We start from the raw sequence: 25232 nt of genomic DNA, 5'->3' as shown, positions 1-25232 counted from the left end.
CGCCGTTTCATCTCATTATCCTCCTGCTAATTTACCCCGCAAGTGACGAGCTGTCCTGTCACTGACAAAAGGGGAAATATCCCCCCCTAGGCGGGCAATCTCCTTCACAATCCGGCTTGCGGTTGTACGGTGATTCTCTGAGGCCAGCAAAAAGACCGTCTCAATCTCCGGGGCTAAACGCCGTAACGCACCAGAGAGCTGAGTCTCAAAGTCAAAATCCCCCGCAGAGCGCAACCCGCGGATAACCGTCCCCGCCCCAGCTTGCCTAACTGCATCGACTAAGAGCGTATCAAAGCCTGTAACAGAAATGCGATCCCGGTGCGGTAGGCTAGCAATCTCTTGCTCTACAAGGCCGCGCCGCTCCTCAAAGCCTAAAAGCGGGGCCTTAGCATCGTTAATCGCCACACCAACCACAACATGATCGAACAACACCGCCGCCCGGTCAATCACATCCAGATGCCCGAATGTGATAGGGTCGAACGTACCGGGGTAGAAACCGATGCGCGGGTTAGTCATCCGTTTTATCATCCGTAGCGGCTTCAGCTGTTTCGGCCTCACCTTCGGCAGACGATTCAGCCTCCTCAGTCTCCTCCTCCATCACGGGGAATACGCTGATGATGCGCTCATCCCCATCGACACGGAAGAGCGTTACCCCCCCTGCCTGACGGGACATCACGCGCACTTGCTCCACTGGCAGACGGATAAGGCGGCCTGTATCGGTCACCATCATCACATCTGTACCATCTAGCGTTACAAGCGTGCCGACCACCTCGCGACCGCGGCGCGCATTGGAGAAGGTCATGTTATTAATGCCCTGCCCCCCACGGCCGGAGACGCGATAATCATACGCGGAGGACCGCCGCCCAAAGCCTGTATCTGTCACAGTGAGAAGGATTTGCTCCTGCGCCTCAAGCGCGGCATAGCGTTCCTCACTCAATGGGCTATCAGCGAGAATCCCCTCTAGCCCTTCTTCATCAGAGGCGACATCGCTGCTCTCATCAATATCCTCCTCAAGGGTCTCATCCCCCGCCTGAGCGGCAATGACGCGGCGATGTGCATTTGCGGCGCGGAGATAAGCAGCACGCTCCTCCACGCTTGCCTCAACGTGATTCAATACGGCCAGAGAGACCACCTTATCCCCATCAGCGAGGCGAATACCCCGCACACCGGTGCTGCCACGCCCTGCAAAAACACGCAGCACATCATCGGTGATATGGAAGCGAATCGCACGTGCATTACGCGTGGCAAGAAAGACATCCTGCCCCTCCCGGCATGTTGCCACGCCAATGAGCTGGTCATTTTCATCCAGCTTCATCGCGATAAGGCCAGAGGAACGAATATTGCGGAAGTCACTCAACCGGTTACGCCGCACATTCCCGCTTGCTGTGGCAAAGACGAGATGCAAATCATCCCACAGCTCCTCATCTTGTGGCAACGGCAGCACGGCAGTGATAGTATCCTCGCCCAATTCCGGCAGCAGATTCACCAAAGCGCGGCCTTTGGCGGTTGGGGCTGCCTCTGGCAAATGCCAGACCTTCATCCGATACGCCTTCCCGCCAGAGGAGAAGAACAACACCCATTGATGAGTATGGGCATTAAAGCTGCGGATGACGATATCATCACCACGCCGCCCTGCTGCCGTGCGCCCCCGCCCACCGCGATTCTGCGAACGGAATAAATCAAGCGGGGTCCGCTTAATAAAGCCATCGCGCGTGATGGTCACAACCATCTGGCCCGGCTCAATCAGGCTCTCATCGGACTGATCACCCAGCGCATCGGAGATTTCCGTACAACGCGGGTCTGCCAGAGCAGCGCGTGCGGCCTGAAGTTCCTCCCGCATGACTTCCATACGGCGGACATGGCTGCCGATAATCTCCAACAATTCCGTAATGCGCTGGCTGACCTCTGCCAACTCACCCTGAATCTTCTCCCGCTCAAGCCCTGTTAAGCGTTGGAGACGCAACTCCAAAATACCGCGCGCCTGTGCCTCGGTAAGATGGACGCGGCCATCAATAATCACATTGCCTTCATCATGGATCAATTCCAGCAGCGGCTCTACATCCGCAGCGGGCCATGTACGCGTCATGAGCTGCTCACGCGCTGTAGCGGCATCTGGTGCGGAGCGGATGAGGGCAATGACCTCATCAATATTCGCCACAGCCAGCACCAGACCAACGAGCAAATGCCCACGGTCGCGCGCTTTATTCAAATCGAACCGCGCCCGGCGGAGAATCACATCCTCACGGAAGCGAATAAACGCATCCAACACATCGCGCAGCCCCATCGTACGGGGGCGGCCTTCATCCAGAGCCAGCATATTCACGCTAAAACTCGTCTGAAGCTGCGTAAAGCGATAAAGCTGATTCAACACCACTTCCGGCGTAGCATCACGCTTTAGCTCAATCACCACCCGCATACCGGAGCGATCACTCTCATCGCGGATGTCGGAAATGCCTTCAATATCCTTAGAGCGGACAAGGTCGGCAATCTTCTCCTGCAACGTCGCTTTATTGACCTGATAAGGAATCTCCGTCACCACAATGGCAAAACGGTCTTTACGGATTTCCTCAATCTCAGCACGGGCACGCACAGGGATGGAGCCACGGCCTGTCTCATAAGCCTGCCGGATACCCCGGCGGCCCATAATAATTCCCCCCGTTGGGAAGTCCGGCCCCGGGACAATCTGCATGAGGTCTTCAAGCGTCATATCCGGGTTAGCAATAAGGGCTAGGACAGCATCAATCACCTCGCCCGGATTATGGGGTGGGATGTTCGTAGCCATACCCACCGCAATACCGGATGCCCCATTAACTAAAAGATTCGGGAAGGCAGCCGGAAGAACCTGCGGCTCTTGCTCGCTCTCATCATAATTGGGCTGGAAGGCAACCGTATCGCGGTCAATATCATCCAGCAAAAAGGAGGCTGATTTTGCTAAGCGGGCCTCGGTATAGCGCATAGCCGCAGGGCTATCCCCATCGACAGAGCCAAAATTACCCTGCCCATCCACAAGCCGCACACGCATGGACCATGATTGCGCCATGCGGACCATAGCATCATAAATGGAGCTATCACCATGAGGGTGATATTTACCCATCACGTCACCGACCGCGCGGGCCGATTTACGATAAGGCTTATCCGCCGTAAAGCCGCTCTCTCGCATAGCGTACAAAATACGGCGATGCACAGGCTTCAGCCCATCGCGCACATCTGGCAAAGCGCGGGAGACGATCACCGACATCGCATAAGCCAGGTAAGAGGAGCGCATTTCCTCCTCAATCGTTACTGGGAGACGGTCGGAGGGTAAAATATCGTGCGGCTCGCTCAAGACAAATCAACCTATTTTCTATAAATGGTTAGGGTCCCTAGCATAGCCTATTCTACCGAGAGTTCCTAGTTTGTTCCGTCCATCCTCTTTTATCGCGCTCTTTTTACCCTTATGAGCCACCCTGCTGCCCCCTTTATCACACCCCTCCCATGGCAGCCGCCTGCGGCATTTTTCCCCCTCTGCCGCACGACAGAACATTCCGTTTTTCTCGATAGTGGCGGCCCTGCCACACAAGACCGCCATCGTTGGAGCTTGCTTTGCCCCCGCCCGGTGGCTCATCTCACCCTGCCTTTGGCAGAGATACACCAGTTTCCCCAAACATTACGCCAGTTCCTCACCACTCATGCCCCCGCTACACCGTTAGAGCCTATGGATGACGCTCTGCCCTTTCTGGGTGGGGTGATTGGTATGCTCAGCTATGAGGCGGGTATGCGCTATGCAGGTCTAACCTCCCGCCATCAAACAGAATGCCCCGCCTTAACAGCCCTTGCCTGCCGGGATTTCTTCCTCTTTGACCGGCGCGCGCAAAAATTATGGTGGGTCAGCGCGGAGGGGCTCCCTCCCCCCGCTATGCCCACCCCAACGCATAAACCCACCCTAACACCACATCTCACCCCTCATGCCACGCAAAATGCCTCACACTGGCAAGAGGCTGTACAAACTATGCGGCGTTACATCGCAGCCGGCGATATCTTCCAAGCGAACCTCACTATGCGCTGGTATGCTGACCGCCCCGCAGGGTTGGACCTCCCACTTTTATATGAGCAACTCCGCACCCAGTGCCCTGCCCCCTTTGGGGCGTGGTTTCATACACCGGATTTTACGCTGCTCAGTGCCTCAGTTGAGCGGTTTATCGCCCTTGATGCCGAGGGCATGATTGAGACACGGCCCATTAAAGGCACCTGCCCCATCAGCCCAGACCCACAACAGAATGACGCGTTCAAAGAGGCTCTCCGCCATGATGAGAAAGAGCGGGCGGAAAACCTCATGATTACCGACCTAATGCGCCATGATATTGGGCAAGTCTGCCAGCTTGGCAGCGTCACCGTGCCGCAGCTTTTTGCAGTCGAGGCATTTGCCCATGTGCATCATCTTGTCTCTAGCGTGCAAGGGCGGCTCAGACCGGGGTTAGATGCAGCGGACCTCCTCGCCGCCACAATACCGCCCGGCTCCGTCACCGGGGCCCCAAAATATCGGGCTATGGAGATTATTGATGAGGTCGAGACCTCCGCACGCGGGGCCTATTGTGGGACGCTTTTCCGCCTCGGATGGGATGGCACGCTTGATAGTGCCGTTATCATCCGCAGTATCAGCGTAACAGCCAAGACCCTTGCCATCGGGGCTGGTGGGGGCATCACATATCCCTCCCACCCAGAGCGCGAATATGAGGAAATGTGCCTCAAAGCCGCGCCTCTTTTAAAGGTGCTTCGCCATTATGGCTCATAAGGTCATCCCCCCTTATCTCTGGCTGAATGACACGCTCCACCCAGCGGACCAACCGGCCATTATGGCCCAAGACAGAGGCTACCTCCTCGGTGATGGGCTCTTTGAGACCATGCAGCTTTATAATCACCGCGTGCCTTTACTAGAGGCTCACCTCACCCGGCTAGAAGAAGGCTGCCACCTATTGCACATCCCCACACCTCAGCGCACCCTTATTGAGAGGGCACTCCACCAACTTATAGAGGCCAACCACCTCACTCATGGCTCTGTGCGCTTGACGCTCACACGCGGCCCCGGCCCGCGGGGCTTAGCCCCACCAGCTCACCCAAACCCGACCTTGCTCATCACAACCGCCCCACCACTGCAACACCCACCCCAGCCTATCCGCCTGCATATCAGCACGCAGCGGCGGGACCCTCACTCTATGTTGAATCGGGTGAAATCACTCAATGCATTACCGGCCATCCTCGCCCGTTTAGAAGCCCAAGACCATGGGGCAGATGATGCGCTTTGGCTCACCCATGAAGGCTCCATTACCGAAGCCACTGCGGCAAGCTTCCTAGCTTTGATAGACGGACGATTAGTAACACCTCCCCTCTCCACCGGCATCCTCCCTGGTATTACGCGCGCACGATTGCTCGCCGCTGGGATATGTGAAGAACAGCTTTTGAGCAGCAATGACATTCCCCTTCTGCAAGGGGCATGGCTGGCCACGGCCCTTAACCTCACCCCGATTGCCGCGATTGGGGAACATGCGCTGCCACCTCAGCCAGAGCGCAGCGCAGAGTTACGGCGCATCCTCTATGACCATCCCATCTTGAATCCCCCCACCCAAACAGCCACATCTGCCTCATGACTGCACATACACATACCCCCGCTCCCACCGCCACGCCCAAGGCCCCCATCGCCCGGCGCAACCCCATCGTGCTGGAACAGCTTGGCCGCACCCGCACGGATTCCTACGCGTGGATGAAAGATGAAAACTGGCAGAAGGTCTTAAGAGACCCTTCCATTCTACGCGATGATATCCGCACCCATTTAGAGCACGAAAACGCCTATACAAAGGCCATGCTGGCCGAGACCGTCCCCTTACAAGAGGCCCTCTTTAAAGAGATGGTCGGCCGGATTCCTCCTGCTGAAGAATCCGTCCCGCTCCCCTCTGGCCCGTGGCTATATAGCTTACGTTTTGAGAAAGACGCCCAATATCCCCTCCATATCCGCCGCCCCCGCAAAGCTGGCACTAACGAGGCCGATGGGCCGGAAGAGATTCTCCTTGATGTCAACAAGCTTGCCGCTCAACATAGCTTCTACAGCCTCGCCCAAGCTGCCCATACCGAAGACCACCGCTATTACGTCTATGCTGAGGATGTACAAGGCTCGGAGGTCTATCGCATTCAGGTCAAAGACCTCTCCACAGGGACACTCTGCGCCCCGGCGGTGGAGAGCTGTACCGGCAGCTTCACCCTTTCGCCAGATAGCCAATATCTCTTTTGGATTTACCGCGATGATAATGGCCGCCCCTCCCGTATTTATCGCCGCCCCCTGCGTGGGGGGGATGATACGCTCGTCTTTGATGAGACCGACCCCGGTTTCTTCCTCAGCATTGGGGTAAGTGCCTCCCGCGCATGGATTATCATCGAGCGCGGGGACCATGATACGAATGAGACCCTCCTCATCCCCGCAGCGGAGCCAACAGCCCCTCCAAAATTAGCCGCCCCCCTCGTGCGGGGAGAACGCTATAGCCTCACCCATTGGAATGACCGTTTTATCATCCTCACCAATGCAGGGGGAGCGGTTGATTTCAAGCTCATGACCGCACCAGAAGCTACGCCAGACCGGAGCCATTGGCGGAACTTCCTCCCTTATGAGGAAGGCCATTTCCTCCTCGGTGTTAGTACAGGGCGCGAGCATCTCGCTTGGATAGAACGGCGCAATGGCAATACGGAAATCTTCATCCTTGACCATAAGGATGCTGATAAAGGGGCGATTCGCACCCATGCACGCCGTATCAGCATGGATGAGCCAGCCTATACGCTCAGCCTCCTCGGGGTGTTGGAATATGACGTGCCCATTCTGCGTTATATTTACCAATCCCCCACCACACCGGCCCATTGGTATGATTACGATATGCAGACGGGGCAAAAGACCCTCCGCAAAGTGCGGGAGGTCCCCTCCGGGCATGACCCTGCCGCTTATGAGACACGCCGCCTTTTTGCTAAAGCACAAGATGGCGCGTTGGTCCCCATCACCCTCTTGATGAAAAAAAGCACGGAGCTAAATGGGAAGAACCCCATGTTGCTCTATGGCTATGGCTCTTATGGTATCTCTATGGAGGCCAGCTTCTCCACCACTGCGCTAAGCTTGGTGGATCGTGGGGTCATTTACGCTATAGCCCATGTGCGTGGTGGCAGTGAGAAAGGATGGGGGTGGTTCCTAGACGGGCGAGCCACCAAAAAGACCAACAGCTTTACCGACTTCATCAGCTCTGCTCATTATTTGATTGATGAAGGCTATACCGCACCACGCCGCATTGTCGCCCATGGGGGCTCTGCTGGGGGGCTGCTTATGGGGGCGATTGCCAATATGGCCCCGGAGCTTTTTGCCGGGATTGCGGCCCAAGTGCCCTTTGTGGATATGCTCAACACAATGTCGGACATCTCCCTCCCCCTCACCCCGCCGGAATGGCCAGAATGGGGTAATCCTCTCACCGACCCAGAGGCTTACGATCTCATCGCCAGCTATTCCCCTTACGATAACATCCGGCCTGTCCCCTATCCGGCGATTCTGGCGATGGGGGGTTTATCTGACCCACGCGTCACCTATTGGGAGCCAGCAAAATGGATTGCCCGTTTGCGAGAGGAAGCCAAGGGCGGGCCTTTCCTCTGTCATATCAATATGGAGGCAGGCCATGGCGGCTCCTCCGGGCGGTTTGCACGTTTGAAGGAAGTCGCCCTCGTGCAAGCCTTCGCACTATGGAGCCTCCAACGCGCTAACGCATAACCCCTCCATTAAAGCGGGGAAGAGCCTTATTGGAGGTCATCCCCCTCGCTATCCATATCCATCTCTGCAAGCTGGGAACAAATCTTACCTAGCCGGGAATCACCCTGCCCCACGCCCTCCCCGCAAGCTGTGCGCGCATCTTTACCGCAGCTTTTAATCACGCTCTCCATGTCCGATTCCAAAACATCGCGGACAAGCCCAACGTCAAAGCTACGTTGTGCGGTTTCCTCAACATCAAGCTGCTTTTGCACCTTTCGCATCTCATGCAGATTATTCACACAAGCTGTGCTGACGACACGCGTATGGTCGCGCAAAACGGCGAGGATGTTATTCACGACCACGCCTTTTTCATTCACTGCGGGGTCATCATCATCCGTGCGGGCAGAGCCATCAGCCCATGCCACCCCCATTGAACTCATAAAAACAAGGCTCAAAAGCCCCCCTAAAAGGCGGGACCGGCGGGACGAGAAGAAAGAAAACTGGCTCATTCCCCTACCATAATCCGAAAAACATGAAGGGGAAATGGGGCTTTTGCACGACATCACCTTGACTCACCCCTCCATTACAGGTTATGCGGTCGCCAAGTTTCGCGGGCGTGTTAGCCCTGCATTATGAGAGCCACTACCTTACAACAAGGTAGAAAAGGCCCATCTTTTGGTCGGGGAGCCTGAACATTATGAAGATTCGTAATAGCCTGAAATCCGCTAAGATTCGTGATAAAAACTGCCGCGTTGTTCGCCGCCGTGGCCGCGTTTATGTCATCAATAAGCAGAATCCGCGTATGAAGGCTCGTCAGGGCTAAGTAACGGATTTATGGGGACGCACCGCTTGATGTGCTGCGTACTTCATGCTCTGCCCCCTTATGAGAGGGGGAAGCCTCTTGCCTTCTGGCTGGGGGCTTTTTTTTACCTTACAGCTACCCCGCTCGCCTATGCAGCAGCCCCGACTCATCCCACGTCTGCTGCCTCTGCCCCCCCTAAGGCTCATAGCCTCAGCTTAAAAGAGAAAATCACCCAAACCGAACAGGCTCTCGCCACAGAGCAAGACGATCAAAAAGCCCAAGCCTTGATGAAAAAGGCCGAAACATTACGCCTCTATACCGTGCAAAATAGTGGCCGTTTACTGCTAAGCGAAGCGCAAGAGGCCATCCAAAAAGGCCATACGGATGAGGCTGAACGCGCCCTCTCTGCCGCTTTGACCCTTCAGCCGGACAATGCCTTTCTCCGCCGCCAACGCGCAGCGATTCGCTTTATCGGCAATGACCTCACCGGCACGGTAGAGGACCTCCAAGTCGCCCTTGTGCATGACCCCGGTGATGCTCAAAGCTGGGATTTGCTCGCCCGCACGCAAGAGCATCTCCATCACCCTCATCAGGCCCTCCATGCTTATACGGAGGCCCTCACCCATGCCCCGCTCCTCCCCAATGGGCAAAAACGCTACCAACAGCTAGAGCAACGCGCAAACGGCACACCGGATTAACCATCCGCCTTACATAAAAGATACCGGGTCCACATCTACATCAATGCGCGCATCATTCTTGCAAGTCACCCCTGCGAGCCAATGACGCAAAACGGGTTGGAGGGCGATGTCACGCCGTGTTCGCAAAAGGAGGCGGAAGCGATACCGCCCGCGTAGCAACGCTAAAGGTGCAGGGGCCGGGCCTAAAATCTCCATCCCCTCCCCATGCGGGCCATTAAGGGCTAGATGGCGAGCAAGGGCCTCGGCATGCGTCTCCTTAGGAGCACTGACAATCACAGCTGCTAACCGCCCATAGGGAGGCCAAAAACCGGGGCGGCGTTGGGCAGCCTCTTGCTCCATAAAACGGATAAAGTCATTCTCTATAAGAGCCTGCATAACGGGGTGATCCCCCACATAGCTTTGCAGCATCACACGGCCGGGTTTTGAGCCACGCCCTGCCCGCCCTGCCACTTGATGAAGAAGCTGCATCGTCCGTTCAGCCGCTCGTAAATCCCCCCCGCCTAGGCCAAGGTCCGCATCCACAACCCCTACAAGGGTGAGGTCGGGGAAGTGCCAGCCCTTCGCGACAATTTGCGTCCCGATGATGAGGTCCACCTCCTTTTGGGCGATTTTACGGACTGCCTCCTCCATCGCAGCGGGAGAGGTTAAGGTATCAGAGGCCATAACCAGCAACCGGGCCTCCGGGAAGCGCGCTTGTACCTCCTCATGAATCCGCTCTATCCCCGGGCCAATGGGCACGAGGCTATCTTCCGCCTCACAAGCGGGGCAGGCTTTCATTAGAGGTTGGGTATAGTCGCAATGATGGCACGCTAAAATCCGCCGCCGCCGATGCTCCACCATCCATGCCGCACAATGCGGGCACTGGATGCGATGCCCACAAGCCCGGCATAAAGTCAGCGGGGCATAGCCACGCCGGTTGAGGAACAACATGCTTTGCTCCCCCGCCTTCATGCCATCCTCAATGCTTTCACATAATAAAGGGGAGAGGAACAAGCCACGCTCCGGCCCGTGGTCACACATATCAATCAGGCTAATCTCTGGCATACAGGCTGGCCCGTGCCGCGATTCGAGCACCTCATGACGGAAGCGGCCCTTCTGTACATTCACTAATGTTTCCATAGAGGGCGTTGCTGAAACCAAAATCGCCGCAGCCCCGGCAAGGCGCGCTCGCACAATGGCCATATCCCGCCCATGATACAGCACCCCTTCCTCCTGCTTATAGGTGCTCTCATGCTCTTCATCGACCACAACAAGCCCTAACGCAGCAAAGGGAAGAAACAGGGCCGAGCGCGCACCCACAACCACGCGCTGCTGCCCATCTGCCACCGCACGCCATGTCTCCCGCCGGGCTTTCTGCCCTAAATCGGAATGCCAAATCGCCGGAATAGTGCCGAAACGCTTGGCAAAACGCTCCGTCCATTGGGTTGTTAGGGCAATCTCTGGCACCAAAACCAGCACTTGCCGCCCTTGCCGCAGAGCCGCCGCCACAGCCTCGAAATACACTTCCGTTTTGCCAGAGCCCGTTACCCCCTCTAGCAAGGTCACATTAAAAGCGCGTTCCTCCACTGCTTCTATCAAAGCATGAGCAGCCTCAGCTTGCTCGGCTGATAAAGTGGGCGGGGCGTAATCAGGCTCAGGCGGCGTGGCACTCATGGGGGAGCCTTCCAGCACGCTCTCCTCCAGCACACCGGCATGTGCTAAGCCACGAATCACCGCCGCGCTCGCCCCACTTTGCGTGCTTAATGCCGCTGTACTGGCCGGGCCATGAGCCTCCAACGCGGCTAAAACCGCGTTACGCGCGGGGGTAAGCCGTAAAGACTCTGGCAAGGGACCAGCTTTACGGGCCCAACCAAGCATCGGCTTCATCCCTCCCCCTTGGGCAGGTACGCGCAGCGCAATGGCGAGCACCATACCCGGCGCACTCAGCCCATAAGCAGCTACCCAATCGATAAAATGCCGTAACGTCTCTGGTAAGGCGGGGACGTGCGTCTCCACGCTAATAATCGCGCGTAAAGAGCCAAACGCCACATGCCGGCTAGAGCGTGGCGGGCGAAGGTCCACCGGCAAATGTGTTGGCTCGGCCTCCCACACACAGCCTACGATCTCCTGCCGCCCCAAGGGGACGCGCACCACCGTGCCCGGTGCCAAAGGCGTATCGAACTTATAATCCAGCGGCCCCGCAAAAGGACGCGGCACAAGGACGGAAAGACGATGACCGGCTTCCCGTCTCCTGCTATGGGGGGAGAGGCGTTGTTCTGCCATATCGCATCACCTTACCCTCTCCGGCGGGGAAATACCATGAGCCATCTACCAACGCGCACGCCTTCATCGCTTACGCTACATACCGCGCAAGAGGCCCTCACCGCGTGGCAAGAATGGCTCCTCTACGAAAAACGCGCCAGTAAAGCGACCTGCATAGCCTATCAACATGATGTTGCCCTCGCTTTAGGCTTCTTCAGCCGTCATTTTGGAGGGGAGCTGCCTCTACACGCTCTTGCTCGCCTCTCTTTAACCGACTTCCGCTCATGGCTGGCCCATGAGACAACACGTGCAGAGCAGAACGCCCGCCGCCATCCCCATAGCCGCCATACACAAGATGGCCATGCCCGCAGCCGCGCCCGCCGCATCTCCGCTCTACGCTCTTTTTACCGTTATTTGGAAAAAGAACATCACCTCACCAACCCCGCTTTAACCCTCCTTCGTAGCCCACGGTTAAAAACCCGCTTACCACGCCCCCTTACGCCAGACGCTGCACGCCTCGCCCCAGAAGGCATTGCAGAGCAAACCGTTAATCCTCATTTTGCTGCACGTGATGAAGCCCTCTTTACCTTGCTCTATGGTGCAGGTTTGCGAATCAGCGAGGCTCTCTCCCTCTCTATCGGGGATGTGGAACGCCTCAGCGATGATATGCTGTTCATCATCGGTAAGGGCGGTAAAGAGCGCGCCGTGCCGATTCTACCACCTGTTAAGCAGGCCTTGGAGCGTTGGTTAGCAGCACATCCTTACCGCCATGCAGAGGCTCCCTTCTTTTGTGGGGTACGGGGGGGACGACTGAATCCGGCCATCGCACAACGGGCCATGCGCCAATGGCGCATGATGGAGGGACTGCCCGATTCTGCAACACCGCATGCCTTACGCCATGCTTTTGCCTCTCATCTCCTGCAAAATGGGGCCGACCTTCGCACGATTCAGGAGCTGTTGGGCCATGCCAGCCTCTCTAGCACGCAAATCTACACCCTTGCTGATGAACAACACCTCATGGATGTATGGCAGAAAGCCCATCCCCGCGCTGATACATCCCCCTAACCAACATAAATGGCTGATGATGACCTTCCCCCGCGCTCTCAAAGTGATAATCCCAACCATGATGATGGCTCTCTTGAACCTCATCCTGCCCACAGCTTATGCGAACGAGCCGGGGCCTGCTTGTCGGCAGAGGCATCTCACCACCATCACCTTGCAAGAGACAGGCTATTATCTAACCTCTGTAGCACAGATTCATGGCCGGTCCCTCTCCATGATTATTGATACAGGCTCGGAGGGGAGCTTGCTCACACCAGAGGCTATTAGCCAATTACATCTTACACCCAATGCAGAAGAAGCCACCATCATCTCCGGGGCGGATGGACGTGGTCACGTTGTCCCCACTATTGAGCTGGCCTCCCTTACACTCGGCCATGTGACCTTCCATCAACCGATTATGCCTTTAGGGGCCTTACCCGCCTTCCCGGCGATTCAACCGCCCGTATTGGGGTTAATTGGGATGGATTTACTCGGCCATTACGATATAGACCTCGACCTCCCTCATCATAAATTAAGCCTTTGGGAGATTCAGACACATTCTATGCTCTGCCAACAACCTCCCTTTTGGCCGTATCAGAGCCAGAGGCTCACCGCAGGGCGGGTGAGAGGGCGATTCTTCATCCCCTTTACCTTAGATGGCCAACATGGTGTGGCCTTGATTGATAGTGGCGCACGCTCGCACATCATCAGCAAAGAGTTCGTCTATAAACTCGGCATCACAAAAGATGACCTCGCCCAAGACCCCGGCGGGGTCAGTGCGGGAATTGGCGATAAGGAGCATCGCTACCATTGGCACCGTTTTGGCCGCCTTACCTTGGGGGGACAAACCCAGCTTCACCCGGTCCTTACAGTGACATCCCTGCATGAACAAGCTGATATGCTCCTCGGGGCGGATTGGCTGATGCATCATCACCTCTGGCTTTCCGCTGGGGCAGAGGGGGCCGTGTTTGTTAAAACCACGCCAGAGACAAAACCAGCACAGAAAAAGTGAAAAAATCATTTTTCACTATTGCCAGCTCTGCGCTATCCCGCTAAACAGACGCCATCCCACGGGATGAACCTTTTTATAGAAGGTTATAAGACTGCGGGTGTAGCTCAGTTGGTTAGAGCGCCGGCCTGTCACGCCGGAGGTCGCGGGTTCGAGCCCCGTCACTCGCGCCACTCTTTATTCAAAGGGTGGCGTTTTTGTATCATCCCCCCTCTCAAAAATAAAAAACTTACCCCATGCGATGAGAAATCGCTTGCATCCAGCGCGCTGCTGCCCGACATCTCTGCCCATGGCTTATATCATCAAGGAATTATTCGCTACATTGCAAGGCGAGGGAGCCCATACGGGCCGTGCGGCTATCTTCTGCCGGTTTGCAGGCTGTAACCTCTGGTCTGGCCGGGAAGAGGACCGCCATAAAGCCCAATGCAACTTCTGCGATACGGATTTTATCGGCACGAATGGCCCCGGTGGAGGCCGTTTTGCACATGCCGATTCCCTTGCAGAGGCCCTAGAATCATGCTGGCGCGCCCATGCAGATGACGCAGCGCATCGCTATGTCGTCTTTACAGGGGGGGAGCCTTTGCTTCAGCTTGATGATGCCCTCATCAAAGCCACAAAAGCCCGCGGCTTTACCCTCGCCGTGGAAACTAATGGGACACTCCCCGCCCCTGCGGGGCTTGATTGGATATGCGTTAGCCCCAAACCGGGCCAGTCGCTCGTACAAACCCATGGTCATGAGCTTAAACTCGTCTATCCCCAACCAAGCCTCACACCAGAGCAATTCGCGGGGCTAGCCTTCCAACATTTCTGGCTCCAACCTATGGATGGGCCAGAGCGCATCGCTAACACAAGGCACGCTGTGCAGTATTGCCAAGCGCATCCGCAATGGCGTCTTAGCCTGCAAACTCATAAACTCATCGGGATTGCCTAATTATGCCCAATGCTCCCCTTTCCGCCAGCCATCAAGCCGCGCAGAATCGCCGTGCGCTTGTCCTGTTCTCCGGCGGGCAGGATTCTGCAACATGCCTCGCATGGGCGTTGCAGCATTTTGAGCATGTCGAGACGGTCGGCTTTGCCTATGGCCAACGCCACGCCATCGAGCTGGAATGCCGCAATACTCTTCGCCACGGTCTAACAGAGCAGAACCCTCTTTGGGCAAAAAAGCTGGGGGAGGACCATATGATTGACCTCGCCAGCCTTGGTGCCCTCTCCGACACAGCCCTCACCCGTGATGCTGAAATCAGCATGGGGGAGAATGGCCTGCCCAACACCTTTGTGCCGGGGCGCAATCTCATCTTCCTCACCTTCGCAGCAGCCTTAGCCTTTCGCCGTAGCCTCCGCCATATTGTCACCGGCGTGTGTGAGACGGATTATTCCGGCTATCCTGATTGCCGCGATGATACCATCAAAGCCCTGCAAGTCGCCCTTAATCTCGGCATGGAGCAACGCTTTGTCCTCCACACACCGCTTATGTGGATCAATAAAGCGCAGACATGGCAACTCTGCCACGAGCTTGGCGGGGATAGCCTTGTGGACATCATCCGCCATGAGAGCCATTCTTGCTATAAAGGGGAACGCTCCCATGAGCATCCATGGGGCTTTGGCTGTGGGGATTGCCCCGCCTGCGCCTTGCGTGCTGAAGGGTGGCGGCACTATCAGGAGGAGTTATGAGCGACATCACCCGCACAGAACTCGTTTTTACCCGGCGTTTCTGCATGGGGCATCGGCTTATCTCTGGCTGTAGCGAGCGTTGTGCCATCCCACATGGGCATAATGAATATGTCACCGTCACGCTCATCCCCGGCCCTAACGCCCCGCAGGGTCAGAGGCTTGATGGGCACCATAATATGATGCTGCCCTTTGCAGAGGCCAAAGGCCGTTGGCATCGCTTTATTGATGAGCGGATGGACCATAGCTTTCAGCTTTCCGCATCCGACCCGCTCTTACAATGGTTCACAACACATGAACCCCAACGCCTAGAGCGAATCGTCGTTACACCGGGTGACCCAACAACGGAGCTGCTCGCTGCCCTACTGATGAGCAAACTGCAAGCCTTCCTCACCGCCCAAGGCGGGCTACTTGCCCCTGCAAGTTTAGAGATTAAAGAAACACCCACCAACACAGTGCGCCTGCATGGCGACCCGACCCTCTATCTCCCATTAGTGGACCGCCCCGCAGAGCAATGCTGGTGGCACCGGGCGGATGACAGTACGCGCGATTAAACCCGCACGCACAACCACGTCAATCACGCATCAACCCCATGACTTCCTGCCGCGCTTGAGCATCTTCAGCCCATAAGCCGTAAGACCCTGTCGTGACGGTCGTAGCACCGGGGCTACGCACACCACGGAGGCTCATGCACATATGCTCTGCCTCTATCATGACCAGCACAGCTTTAGGCTCCAATATCTCCACAAGGGCTTGAACAATCTGGTCCGTTAGTCGTTCTTGTAATTGCGGGCGGCGTGCATAGCCCTCCACAACACGGGCTAACTTGCTTAGGCCCGTCAAACGCCCGCCCTCTGGCAGATACGCCACATGCGCCCGCCCGATAACCGGCAAGAGATGATGCTCGCATGTAGAATGGAAGCGAATATCCTTCACCAACACCATCCCACTATGATGATCCGCACTGAATTGCTTTTTGAGATGGTCACGCGGGTCCTCATACAAGCCAGAGAAAACCTCCAAATACATCTTGGCTACACGCTCTGGCGTATCGCGTAGCCCCTCGCGGCTAGGGTCCTCCCCTATAGCGAGTAGAAGCTCCCGCACGCCAACGGCAATGCGCTCCAACGCGTCCTCTGGCTGAATGATAGCCCCGGCTGCGCCCTCTGGCGTGGGTTTTGCCTCTGTTACTGCCTTTATCGTCTTACGCGCCATTCAACACTCCCCATCACCACATAGCCCCATTATCGCCGTGTTACATCCCCGGCTATACGCTCCATCCCTGCTAACGCCTCCGCGATGGAACGTCCAGCAATCTCAAGCTTTGGTGCGATTTCCACAAGCGGTTCTAACACAAAAGCGCGCTCAAACAGATGGGGGTGCGGCACGCTCAGCGCAGGATGCTCGATAACACGCTCCCCATAGAAAAGAAGGTCAATATCCACAGCACGCTCACCCCAGCGACGCCCCGGCATGCGGCCTAAACGCTGCTCAATCTCTTTGCATAAGCGCAATACCGCTTGCGGGGGCAGGGTCGTACGCCCTAGGGCTGCGATATTTACAAAAGGCGGTTGGTCCTCCACCCCCCACGGGGCACTATCATAAAAGGAGGAAACAGCCTCTATCTCCATCCCCTCATAATGGCCGAGCGATTCCACCGCAGCGCGTAACACCGCCTCGCGCTCCCCCAAATTCGCCCCTAAAGAAAAACCCACTTCATGCGCCCGCTGCTGCGCCACCGTCACAGAGACATCTTCCACCGGATGCGGTACAGGGGCAGACGGTTTACGCACCGTTACAGAAACCTGCTCCACCACAGCATGAGCCGCCAACACAGCATGACCAATCTGCGCGGCTAACGTCTCTATCAAATGATAGGTCGTATCATGGAACACTGCCTCAGCAATCTGGCATAGCTGGCCATAACAGACGGCCTTTTCGTAATCATCCGCGCTTGTCGCAGCAGAAAGATCCGCCTGCACATCTATTGAGATATAAAAACGCTGGCCAAGACGTTGCTCCTCCCCATGCACACCATGAGGGCCAAAAAGGCAAAGATCATGCACACGCACATGCGATAAAGGAGCAGTAATCACGCTGTCTCTCCCACCATAGCACAAGCCGCCCCCTCATCGCGCCCAGCCAATAATGCCGCCATTGTAAGGGCATCTTTATGCGCTTGAACATCATGCACACGCACCATACAAGCCCCCTCTGCGGCCCCATAAAGATGCGTCGCTAGGGTTGCAGGCAAGCGGGCCCCCACCTCTCGGCCAAGCAGCTTCCCAAAAAGCGACTTACGCGACACACCGAGCAGAATAGGCCGCTCATAATACGCCCCTAATGCGCGCATATGCCGTATTGCCCATAGATTTTGCTCTACTGTTTTGCCGAAGCCAATGCCGGGGTCCAGCATAATCTTCTCCCGCGCAATACCCGCTTGCTCAGCCAACGTAAGGGAGTGGTCAAAAAAACGTTGCCACTCATCCCATAAATCCAACTGCGGAGTAACCTCTTGTCGGTTATGCATCACTGCAACAACCGCCCCGCCTTCCGCCACGACAGAGGCCATAGCCGGGTCCGCCTGCAACCCCCACACATCATTAATCATCTGCGCCCCAGCCTTTAACGCCCGACGTGCAACAGAGGCTTTAGTGGTATCGATAGACAATACCGCCCCCTCATCCACTAAAGGAGGAATGACAGAGGCTAGACGTCCCCATTCCTCATCCGCCTCCACAGGGGTAAAACCCGGCCTTGTAGATTCCGCCCCAAGGTCCAGAACATCAGCTCCTTGGGCGCGTAATAGACGCGCTTGCTGGAGTGCCGCCTCCGGGGTGAAAAACTGCCCCCCATCGGAGAATGAATCCGGCGTGACATTCACAATCCCCATAATGAGAGGACACCGCCCCAGCGATGTGAGGTTAGACGGACCATAAGCCGCAATCTGTTCAACAAGGGTAGGTTTCATCTATCCGCACCACCTTACATACAAGGCATCGGCACGCTTAACCCTTCTGCGCGAGGGTCAAGAACTGCTCCATCTGCGCCATATCCAACGCACCGGGGGCAATCGCAGCTTGGCCAAATAGGAAGGTTGGCGTCCCTTGCACACCAACCGTTTGAGCTTGGTTTAGATTCGTAGCAAGAAGGCCCATAACAGCCGGGTTAGCCATATCTTTCTCAAACCGTGCTAGGTCTAGCTTTAAACCCTTCGCAATATCGCGAATACGCTCCATGCTTGGCTTAGCATTATCTTCCATCAAACGGCGGCGCATCGCATCATATTGCCCTTGAAAGGCCGCCGCATAAATCGCCCGCGCTTCCAAAATACTGGCTTCACCCAATACAGGGATGACCTTCTCCACCAAGCGCACATCAGGATGTTTTGTAAGGAATTGGTCCACCAACGGGGCCATACGGCGGCAATAGCCACAACGAGGGTCGAGAAACTCTACAACCGTAACTTGCCCTTGTGGATTACCCCGCACCGCATAAGAAGGCGCGGTGGAAAGAGCCGCCCAATTCGTCCGTACAGCCGCTTTTGCTTGGGCATCCTGCTGCGCTGTCGCTTGTTGGCGGATAGACTGAATCGCCTCAGAGAGGATAGTCGGGTCCGTCTTTAAGGCATTACGGACAATCTCTATAATAGCGGCACGTTGCTGAGGATTAAAAACATCCCCCTCTGCCGCATGGGCTTGCTGAAAGAACGCCCCTCCCCCTACAGGTAGGCCAATACATAACGCTAATGCACATGTGGCTACATAATTCTTCATGCTCATGCCTTCCAATACCTTCAATAATATGGCCCTCAGGCCGTCCCTTTTACACAAAACGATCCAAACATCACAATTCCCATGAAAAGAGCTTGCTCTTTCCCTGCCGACCGCTTTAACGCTATGATGGCTTATCTGGAAGCCCACCATAGCTTTCCACAGTCTGAATGACCACCTACTTAAACGTGACCGCAAAATACTGGAGAGCCGCCACCGTGCCACAGCATGACAGCCAGACACCCTCATCCTCCTGCCTGTCTAAAAGACCAACCCGCCGGTGGGTCCGCCATTGTGCCTTACTGGCCTCTGTCAGCCTTTTAGGTGGTGCGCTTAGTGCATGCTCCAGCGGTAAGAGCCTTAAACATCACCTCTTTGGCCCAACAAACGCACCTAATAGCGGTATTGTTGTCGCTGATGAACCCCAAGCCGCGCTGATTGGGCGGGATGTCCTCGCCCGAGGGGGTAATGCTGCCGATGCTGCAACAGCCACGGCCTTTGCGCTCTCCGTCACGCTGCCCTCACGCGCCTCTCTTGGCGGGGGTGGGGCTTGTCTTGTTGTCCGCCCCGGCAAAGCGGCCGAGAGCATCACCTTTGTCCCTGTTAATGGCAGTGGCCCAACAGGCGATCGCCCGGCCTCCGTCCCGATGGTCGCACGCGGGTTGTTCCTCCTGCATCTACGTTATGGCTCTGTTCAATTTGGCGAGACAATCGACCCCGCCATTACCCTTGGCCAACAGGGCATTACTGTCAGCCGTCTCCTTTCAGACGATATTGCGACTGTCAAAGCACCACTCTTCTCTAATGAGGGCATGCGCGCTCTTTTAAGCAAGGATGCCACCGGCACAGCTGTTAGCGAGGGGGATCAGCTCACCCAACCACGCCTGACCTCCTTCCTCTCCCGCCTCAAACTTGTAGGGGTTGGTGACCTCTATACAGGTGCGCTCTCTGACGTATTTGTCTCACAAGCTAACCAAGCGGGAGCGGCCCTCACGCGTGATGACCTTCGCCACGCCATACCCGAATGGACCAAAGCCCTCTCTCTCTCTGATGGGCAATATAGTCTCAATTTCCTAGCTCCTCCCGCTGATGGCGGCATAGGCAGTGCAGCGGCCTTCAGCCGTGGTCTACCAGCAGAAAATGTCGTTAATGCCTGGCGGCATTCTGGCTCGCACAACAGCCTTCGGGACGCACAAAGCTTTATTACCTCTGGCCAGAGTGATGCCACAGGCTTGCCCCCGCTCCCTGCCTCAACCTCCTTTGTGGTGCGCGATGGCCAAGGCCTAAGCGTTGGCTGTGTCCTGACGGAAAATAACCTCTTCGGTACGGGGCGTCTGGCTGGCAGCACAGGCGTTGTCCTCGGTGGGGCACCACGTTATTACCCCACACCGCTCCTTAGTGCCGCCTTTATCAGTTCGTCGCGTACCCACATGCAGGCTATCCTTGCGGCTTCTGGTCAAAATGACGCTGCCCAAGCTATCGCTGATGGGCTACGCAACATCACCCAAAACCACATGGTTGCGACCACCACAAGCGGCTCTGGTGTGCTTAATAGCATTACCTGCACAGACACAAGCTGCACAGGCCATGCCGCTACGAATGGTAAAGGGTTAAGCGCACAAACCCTACAACATCGCTAAATCTAATTCACGCTCTCCCTGTGTGAGACGCATAGTAACGAGGTCTTCTTCATGTCAGCAGGTAAAAACGCCGAAAAAAGCAAAGCCTTAGAGGGCGCACTCAGCCAAATTGAACGCTCCTTTGGTAAAGGCTCCATCATGCGGTTGGGCCAACGCCCTAAAGAGCAGGTGGATGTTATCTCCACCGGTTCGCTCGGCTTGGATATTGGCCTTGGGATTGGGGGGCTACCACGGGGGCGCATCATTGAGATTTACGGGCCTGAAAGCTCCGGTAAAACAACCTTAGCCCTCCATGCCGTTGCTGAAGCGCAGAAAAAAGGCGGTACGGCTGCGTTTATTGATGCCGAGCATGCGCTTGACCCCATCTATGCCCGCAAACTGGGTGTGGATATTGATAACCTCCTCCTCAGCCAACCTGATGCAGGCGAGCAAGCTTTGGAGATTGCCGACACACTGGTCCGCTCTGGGGCAATTGACATCCTTGTGGTGGATTCTGTGGCTGCTCTCGTCCCCAAGGCTGAGTTAGAAGGCGATATGGGCGATAGCCATGTCGGCCTCCATGCCCGCCTGATGAGCCAAGCCCTGCGTAAACTTACCGGCTCCGTCTCCCGCTCTAACACCACCATCATCTTCCTCAACCAAATCCGTATGAAGATTGGGGTAATGTTCGGCAACCCAGAGACCACAACAGGCGGTAATGCGCTGAAGTTCTATGCCTCTGTTCGGCTGGATATCCGCCGTATCGGCTCGGTCAAAGATAAAGACGAGGTGGTGGGGAACCAGACACGCGTTAAGGTGGTGAAGAACAAAATGGCCCCGCCCTTCCGTCAGGTCGAGTTTGACATCATGTATGGTGAGGGGGTCAGCAAAATGGGTGAATTGCTGGATCTCGGCGTTAAAGCGAATGTGGTGGAGAAATCCGGCGCGTGGTTCTCATACGATAGTACGCGCATTGGCCAAGGGCGGGAAAATGCCAAGCAGTATCTGCGCGAGCATCCTGAAATGGCCGATGAAATTGAAAAACGCGTCCGCCAGAGTGCTGGTCTCATCGCTGATGATATGATGACGGGAGAACAAGAAGACGACACCGACCTTACAGGGGAAGAACTCCCCCTGGATAACGCTCCCTCAAAACGTAAAAGCTAAAATCCTTTGGTCCTATGGAGGGTATCTTCATAGGACCACACCCCTAATATTATTTTACGCCTCGATATTAAACATACTCACACATTCGCAGCCATTAGGCAGCGTAACATTGCGATAACTGCACACCCCTTTTGAATATTCGTAAACCTCTAAAGAGGCTTCTCCGACCCCTGCAATATCAAATTGGCCAGAATGATTCGCACTACCTCCTGTACTGCGATTCGACGTAGCCGCATCATTCCACGCAATATCAGCAGAGGAGACAATCACCTTCTTATCTGGAGGGATAAAAAATTCTGCATAACCTGATATAGAAACCATATTCACCTCGGCATTGCTAAAGCCTACCCGCCTCCAAGCGAGCAACCATTCCCAACTTTGCGAGGAAAATCATTACAAAGTCACTAACATGACACAAAAAATCCCACCTCATTCTAATTATGAGGCAGGATTCTTCTTTGTTCACCACACTATCAGCCCGAAGGCTAACAGAATGTAACCTTTAAGCAGCCTGTTGTGAGGCCCCTTTATGGCCTGTTAAACGCCGCCAGAGCTTCACACCACCCAACGCTACACGCGCAGCAAATGGTGCCATCTGAGGCCGCACAAGGCGCGAATCGTACCCGGCAAAGCGGCGTTCATTCTCACGCAAGCACAACTCCATCAAATCGACAAAATCGACCTGCTTATCCGTCATGCTCTTCGCACCTGTAACGGTGAAGTTGTTATCCTGCGTATGCTCCACGCCATTATCATCAAAGCTACGCACCAAGCTCAAACGCTCATAGAGCAAGAAGAACAGAACCCCAATAACGCGCATCTCAAACCATGGGCGACGCCAGAGCGGCATAACCGCACGGTGATAAGCCAGCCAGTTTGCAAAGAGCAGAATATGGCGACATTCTTCCTGCATCACTGGCTCGAATGTCTCAATCAGCTCCATCGGGAACAGGCCCGCCTTCTCAGCAAGAGAGAACAGCCCAAATGCAAAGAAGCTATCCCAACATTCAGAGAAACCCGTCACCAGATAAGCCCATTCCGTATCGCGTGGCTCGATATACGGGTCTTCCGGGGCTAGCGGAATGCCGTAATGCTCGACCATACGGGCGAGCACTTCTTTATGGCGATTCTCCTCCCACGCATTACGCGCGATAGCATCTTTCACATCCGGGTCATCCAGCATCTCGGCATAGGCAGCCATACGCAGGCGGGCCTTACCCTCTGTCTGCACCGCAATATCCCAGATAGGCAAGGAAGTGATGCGCTGCATCGTCTCCGGGTCCAGCTCCGGCCAAGGAATGACGGAAGGCTTGTAGGGATTAAACGTATCACGGAACATATCGGCCATCGCCTTTTTATGCTCCGGTGTACCCGGCTTTAGCGGCCCTTTTACCGGGCTGCTCCAATGGCGGGCATCATAATCCACCTGCTCCAATGTTTTTTCGGAGGGGCTATCGGGCAAATGGGAATAAATATCCGCCAGATTCTTCACGTCACTCATCGATAGGCTTCCTTTCCTTGCTTTAAGGCTCAACCTTTTTTAAGATCAGCTGCAGACGAAATGATGCGGTTAACAAGCCCGTATTCAACCGCCTCCTTCGCCGACATCCAGTAATTGCGGTCCGTATCACGGGCCACTTTCTCGTAAGGCTGCCCTGTTTCCCGCGCGAAAAGCCGGTTGAGGCGTTCACGCATTTTGATGATCTCGCGGGCCTCGATATCAATATCGGTCGCCGGCCCCCGCACACCGCCCATCGGCTGATGTAAAAGGAACCGGGTATTAGGAAGACATACACGCCGCTCTGCCCGACCTGCGGCAAAAATCAACGCCCCAGCCGAGGCCACCCAGCCTGTACCAATCATCGTCACAGGGGCGATAGAATCCACAAAGCGAATCATGTCATGGATGGTATCACCGCTCTCTACATGGCCACCGGGAGAGTTTACATAAACCTCAATCGGCTTATCCGACTCCCCAGCAAGAGCGAGAAGGCGGCCGGTAATCTCACGGGCCATGCGGTCATGCACCTCCCCAAAGATGAGCACCTTGCGTTGCTCAAAGAGATGGCGTTCTACCTCTGGCGCAGGAGCGGCCTTTTTCTCCTCCTCGGCCGGTTTTTCAGCCTCCTCCATACGGAGCGGCCCCCTTACAGGAGAGGTAGACAGAGCAGACCGGGAGGGTGCGGTATAAGTATCGCGTTCGTCATATGTCATCATGTGCGCTATCCTGCTCCCGCTTTGTCTCTCTGCCAAGCCATAAAAACGCACTTCTGGGTCGCTTTTTTATTATTTCCTAAGGGAAAATTAGGACTCTATTTCTCCCCATCCCAGCCTCACCTCATAGAGATGCAGATAAGGAATTGCGTCAAACCGCAGAGATACATATTCTGCCCCATAATTTCTCTAGGGCTTTTTGGGCCCTGTCCCTTTGCCCCCGTAGATACGCCCGGACTATGACACCCAGTTTTTTTAACCGCTTCTCCCACATTATGCGCCATAGCAGCAAAGCCGTTTCTATTCTGGCTGTGCCTTTCCTCCTCACAGCCTGCCAACATCGCGGCCCGGTGGAAATGACACGCGACCTCTCGCATGACCTCATGGGCGGCGAAATTAAAAAACTGCACCCTCTTACACCGGGTTATGACACACCTGCCCCTAATATCGCCTTTACTCCTACGACTATTCCAGAGTTTCCTAGCCCAGAAAATCGCGCCATGATTACGACCAAGCTAGAGCAAGACCGTAATCTTACCCAGCATGTCGGGGCAGCAGGGGGCGCATTGCCAATTGGTATGGTCAATCCCCTTCCCCCACGCACTCAACATGGCGGGGCAACAACCTTAAACAGCCCAAGCCAGCCCCCCGCATTGGAGGACACACCCGCGCCTCCTCCTGCACGAATCTCTAGCTCTGGCTCAACGCTCATCTATCAACCCATCTCCCACAAAATGCCCACCTATCTGCCAGACCCCGGGCATCCCCCCCTGCCGATTCTGTTCCCCAGCTTCACACTGCCGGATGCGGCTCGCTCTCTCATCCCCAATTTTGATACCACCACCCCAGCAGGGACGCTCATCCGTTTTCAATCCGGTACGGACCATATGGTGGAAAATCAAACCGATCGTTTTAACGAGATTATCGCCCATCGCCGCCATCATCGGCTTGTCATCCGTGGCTTCGGCACCACCCTTACCGCACAAGCGGGCCTCTCCCCTACAGAGCAAGCCAATGAGATTGCCCTCGCCCTCCTACGCGCCCGGGCAGTCGCGCAGCAATTAACCCTCATGGGTGTTTCAGCAAACGATATGCGCCTAACAGGTGAGCCTATCGGCGATGGGGTGCGCGTCTCTTACGAGCTAAACATCAAACCCACCCAAACAGCCCAACGCTAACGGGCTGTCATCGCACTCCTGTGAAATAAAAATCGCCTCATCTGCGCGAAAAACCCTTGTCGAACGCCCCGCCCT

General features: G+C 55.8%; 24 protein-coding genes and 1 tRNA gene. 14 read left to right on the top strand and 11 right to left on the bottom strand.

The features are described from left to right. Positions 1-15: 15 nt before the first annotated feature. The gene (coaD, locus tag GM557_RS01220; protein WP_099026474.1) at positions 16-528 is read right to left on the bottom strand and encodes a pantetheine-phosphate adenylyltransferase; all 513 of its coding nucleotides are present in this window, start codon (positions 526-528) and stop codon (positions 16-18) included. Then, positions 509-3265: a DNA gyrase subunit A gene (gyrA, locus tag GM557_RS01215; protein WP_155573433.1), complete on the bottom strand. Its 2757-nt coding sequence runs from the start codon at positions 3263-3265 to the stop codon at positions 509-511. Before gyrA ends, coaD begins: the two co-directional genes overlap by 20 nt. 171 nt (positions 3266-3436) lie before the next feature. Between gyrA and GM557_RS01210 the strand changes: the two genes are divergently transcribed. The 3 genes from GM557_RS01210 to GM557_RS01200 are packed head-to-tail and all read left to right on the top strand — an operon-like array spanning position 3437 to position 7768. Then, complete coding sequence (locus tag GM557_RS01210) at positions 3437-4771, top strand: anthranilate synthase component I family protein (RefSeq protein WP_155572633.1); 1335 nt, start codon at positions 3437-3439, stop codon at positions 4769-4771. After that, the gene (locus GM557_RS01205; protein WP_155572632.1) at positions 4761-5624 is read left to right on the top strand and encodes an aminotransferase class IV; all 864 of its coding nucleotides are present in this window, start codon (positions 4761-4763) and stop codon (positions 5622-5624) included. Before GM557_RS01210 ends, GM557_RS01205 begins: the two co-directional genes overlap by 11 nt. Then, positions 5621-7768 (top strand): S9 family peptidase, encoded by a 2148-nt coding sequence (locus GM557_RS01200; RefSeq protein WP_155572631.1) that lies wholly within the window; start codon positions 5621-5623, stop codon positions 7766-7768. The genes GM557_RS01205 and GM557_RS01200 overlap by 4 nt, the downstream gene beginning before the upstream one ends. Positions 7769-7794: 26 nt before the next feature. Here GM557_RS01200 and GM557_RS01195 read toward each other — a convergent pair whose 3' ends face one another. Further along, positions 7795-8256 (bottom strand): hypothetical protein, encoded by a 462-nt coding sequence (locus GM557_RS01195; protein WP_155572630.1) that lies wholly within the window; start codon positions 8254-8256, stop codon positions 7795-7797. 188 nt (positions 8257-8444) lie between these two features. Here GM557_RS01195 and ykgO point away from each other — a divergent pair, with 188 nt between their 5' ends. Together ykgO and GM557_RS01185 are read left to right on the top strand one after the other, a co-directional pair. After that, positions 8445-8570, top strand: coding sequence for a type B 50S ribosomal protein L36 (gene ykgO, locus GM557_RS01190; RefSeq protein WP_099026480.1), 126 nt, complete (start codon positions 8445-8447; stop codon positions 8568-8570). A 26-nt stretch (positions 8571-8596) separates the two neighbouring features. Next, positions 8597-9247, top strand: coding sequence for a hypothetical protein (locus GM557_RS01185; protein ID WP_155572629.1), 651 nt, complete (start codon positions 8597-8599; stop codon positions 9245-9247). 9 nt (positions 9248-9256) lie between these two features. Here GM557_RS01185 and GM557_RS01180 read toward each other — a convergent pair whose 3' ends face one another. Beyond that, positions 9257-11509 (bottom strand): primosomal protein N', encoded by a 2253-nt coding sequence (locus GM557_RS01180; protein ID WP_155572628.1) that lies wholly within the window; start codon positions 11507-11509, stop codon positions 9257-9259. 36 nt (positions 11510-11545) lie between these two features. On the opposite strand from GM557_RS01180, the gene GM557_RS01175 reads away from it, so the two are divergent. The 6 genes from GM557_RS01175 to GM557_RS01150 all read left to right on the top strand — a co-directional run bounded on the left by GM557_RS01175 (position 11546) and on the right by GM557_RS01150 (position 15760). After that, positions 11546-12553, top strand: a complete 1008-nt coding sequence (locus tag GM557_RS01175; protein ID WP_155572627.1) for a tyrosine recombinase XerC — start codon at positions 11546-11548, stop codon at positions 12551-12553. Beyond that, positions 12453-13541 carry a retroviral-like aspartic protease family protein gene (locus GM557_RS01170; RefSeq protein ID WP_155572626.1) on the top strand — a complete coding sequence of 363 codons (1089 nt, stop codon included), beginning with the start codon at positions 12453-12455 and terminating at the stop codon, positions 13539-13541. The genes GM557_RS01175 and GM557_RS01170 overlap by 101 nt, the downstream gene beginning before the upstream one ends. Positions 13542-13634: 93 nt before the next feature. Further along, positions 13635-13711 (top strand) — tRNA-Asp (locus GM557_RS01165). 116 nt (positions 13712-13827) lie between these two features. After that, positions 13828-14469, top strand: coding sequence for a 7-carboxy-7-deazaguanine synthase (queE, locus tag GM557_RS01160; protein ID WP_196424562.1), 642 nt, complete (start codon positions 13828-13830; stop codon positions 14467-14469). A 2-nt stretch (positions 14470-14471) separates the two neighbouring features. After that, entirely contained in the window at positions 14472-15209 is a 738-nt protein-coding gene (queC, locus tag GM557_RS01155) for a 7-cyano-7-deazaguanine synthase QueC (RefSeq protein WP_155572624.1), read from the top strand. Continuing rightward, positions 15206-15760, top strand: coding sequence for a 6-carboxytetrahydropterin synthase (locus tag GM557_RS01150; protein ID WP_155572623.1), 555 nt, complete (start codon positions 15206-15208; stop codon positions 15758-15760). The genes queC and GM557_RS01150 overlap by 4 nt, the downstream gene beginning before the upstream one ends. Positions 15761-15779: 19 nt before the next feature. Here GM557_RS01150 and folE read toward each other — a convergent pair whose 3' ends face one another. From folE to GM557_RS01130, 4 genes are read right to left on the bottom strand one after another with little or no spacing between them, the layout of a single operon-like run. Next, positions 15780-16421 (bottom strand): GTP cyclohydrolase I FolE, encoded by a 642-nt coding sequence (gene folE / locus GM557_RS01145; protein WP_155572622.1) that lies wholly within the window; start codon positions 16419-16421, stop codon positions 15780-15782. Between the two features lie 29 nt (positions 16422-16450). After that, complete coding sequence (gene folK, locus GM557_RS01140) at positions 16451-17302, bottom strand: 2-amino-4-hydroxy-6-hydroxymethyldihydropteridine diphosphokinase (protein ID WP_370513402.1); 852 nt, start codon at positions 17300-17302, stop codon at positions 16451-16453. Beyond that, the gene (folP, locus tag GM557_RS01135; RefSeq protein WP_155572620.1) at positions 17299-18177 is read right to left on the bottom strand and encodes a dihydropteroate synthase; all 879 of its coding nucleotides are present in this window, start codon (positions 18175-18177) and stop codon (positions 17299-17301) included. Before folP ends, folK begins: the two co-directional genes overlap by 4 nt. Positions 18178-18214: 37 nt before the next feature. After that, entirely contained in the window at positions 18215-18982 is a 768-nt protein-coding gene (locus GM557_RS01130; protein WP_155572619.1) for a DsbA family protein, read from the bottom strand. 215 nt (positions 18983-19197) lie between these two features. Here GM557_RS01130 and GM557_RS01125 point away from each other — a divergent pair, with 215 nt between their 5' ends. Continuing rightward, positions 19198-20619 (top strand): gamma-glutamyltransferase, encoded by a 1422-nt coding sequence (locus tag GM557_RS01125; protein WP_370513401.1) that lies wholly within the window; start codon positions 19198-19200, stop codon positions 20617-20619. A 51-nt stretch (positions 20620-20670) separates the two neighbouring features. Continuing rightward, positions 20671-21765: a recombinase RecA gene (gene recA / locus GM557_RS01120; RefSeq protein WP_155572617.1), complete on the top strand. Its 1095-nt coding sequence runs from the start codon at positions 20671-20673 to the stop codon at positions 21763-21765. Positions 21766-21819: 54 nt separating this feature from the next. Here recA and GM557_RS01115 read toward each other — a convergent pair whose 3' ends face one another. The 3 genes from GM557_RS01115 to GM557_RS01105 form a co-directional block, all read right to left on the bottom strand. After that, the gene (locus tag GM557_RS01115; protein ID WP_155572616.1) at positions 21820-22086 is read right to left on the bottom strand and encodes a hypothetical protein; all 267 of its coding nucleotides are present in this window, start codon (positions 22084-22086) and stop codon (positions 21820-21822) included. Positions 22087-22267: 181 nt separating this feature from the next. Beyond that, positions 22268-23257, bottom strand: coding sequence for a ferritin-like domain-containing protein (locus tag GM557_RS01110; protein WP_370513440.1), 990 nt, complete (start codon positions 23255-23257; stop codon positions 22268-22270). Positions 23258-23295: 38 nt separating this feature from the next. Continuing rightward, positions 23296-23898 (bottom strand): ATP-dependent Clp protease proteolytic subunit, encoded by a 603-nt coding sequence (locus tag GM557_RS01105; protein WP_155573432.1) that lies wholly within the window; start codon positions 23896-23898, stop codon positions 23296-23298. Positions 23899-24218: 320 nt separating this feature from the next. Here GM557_RS01105 and GM557_RS01100 point away from each other — a divergent pair, with 320 nt between their 5' ends. Continuing rightward, entirely contained in the window at positions 24219-25157 is a 939-nt protein-coding gene (locus GM557_RS01100) for a hypothetical protein (protein ID WP_155572614.1), read from the top strand. Positions 25158-25232: the final 75 nt, after the last annotated feature.

The organism is Bombella sp. ESL0385 (assembly GCF_009725755.1).
GTDB lineage: Bacteria > Pseudomonadota > Alphaproteobacteria > Acetobacterales > Acetobacteraceae > Bombella > Bombella pollinis.
The sequence above is the reverse complement of the archived record's forward strand: the minus strand, read 5'-3'. Positions and strand labels throughout refer to the sequence as shown.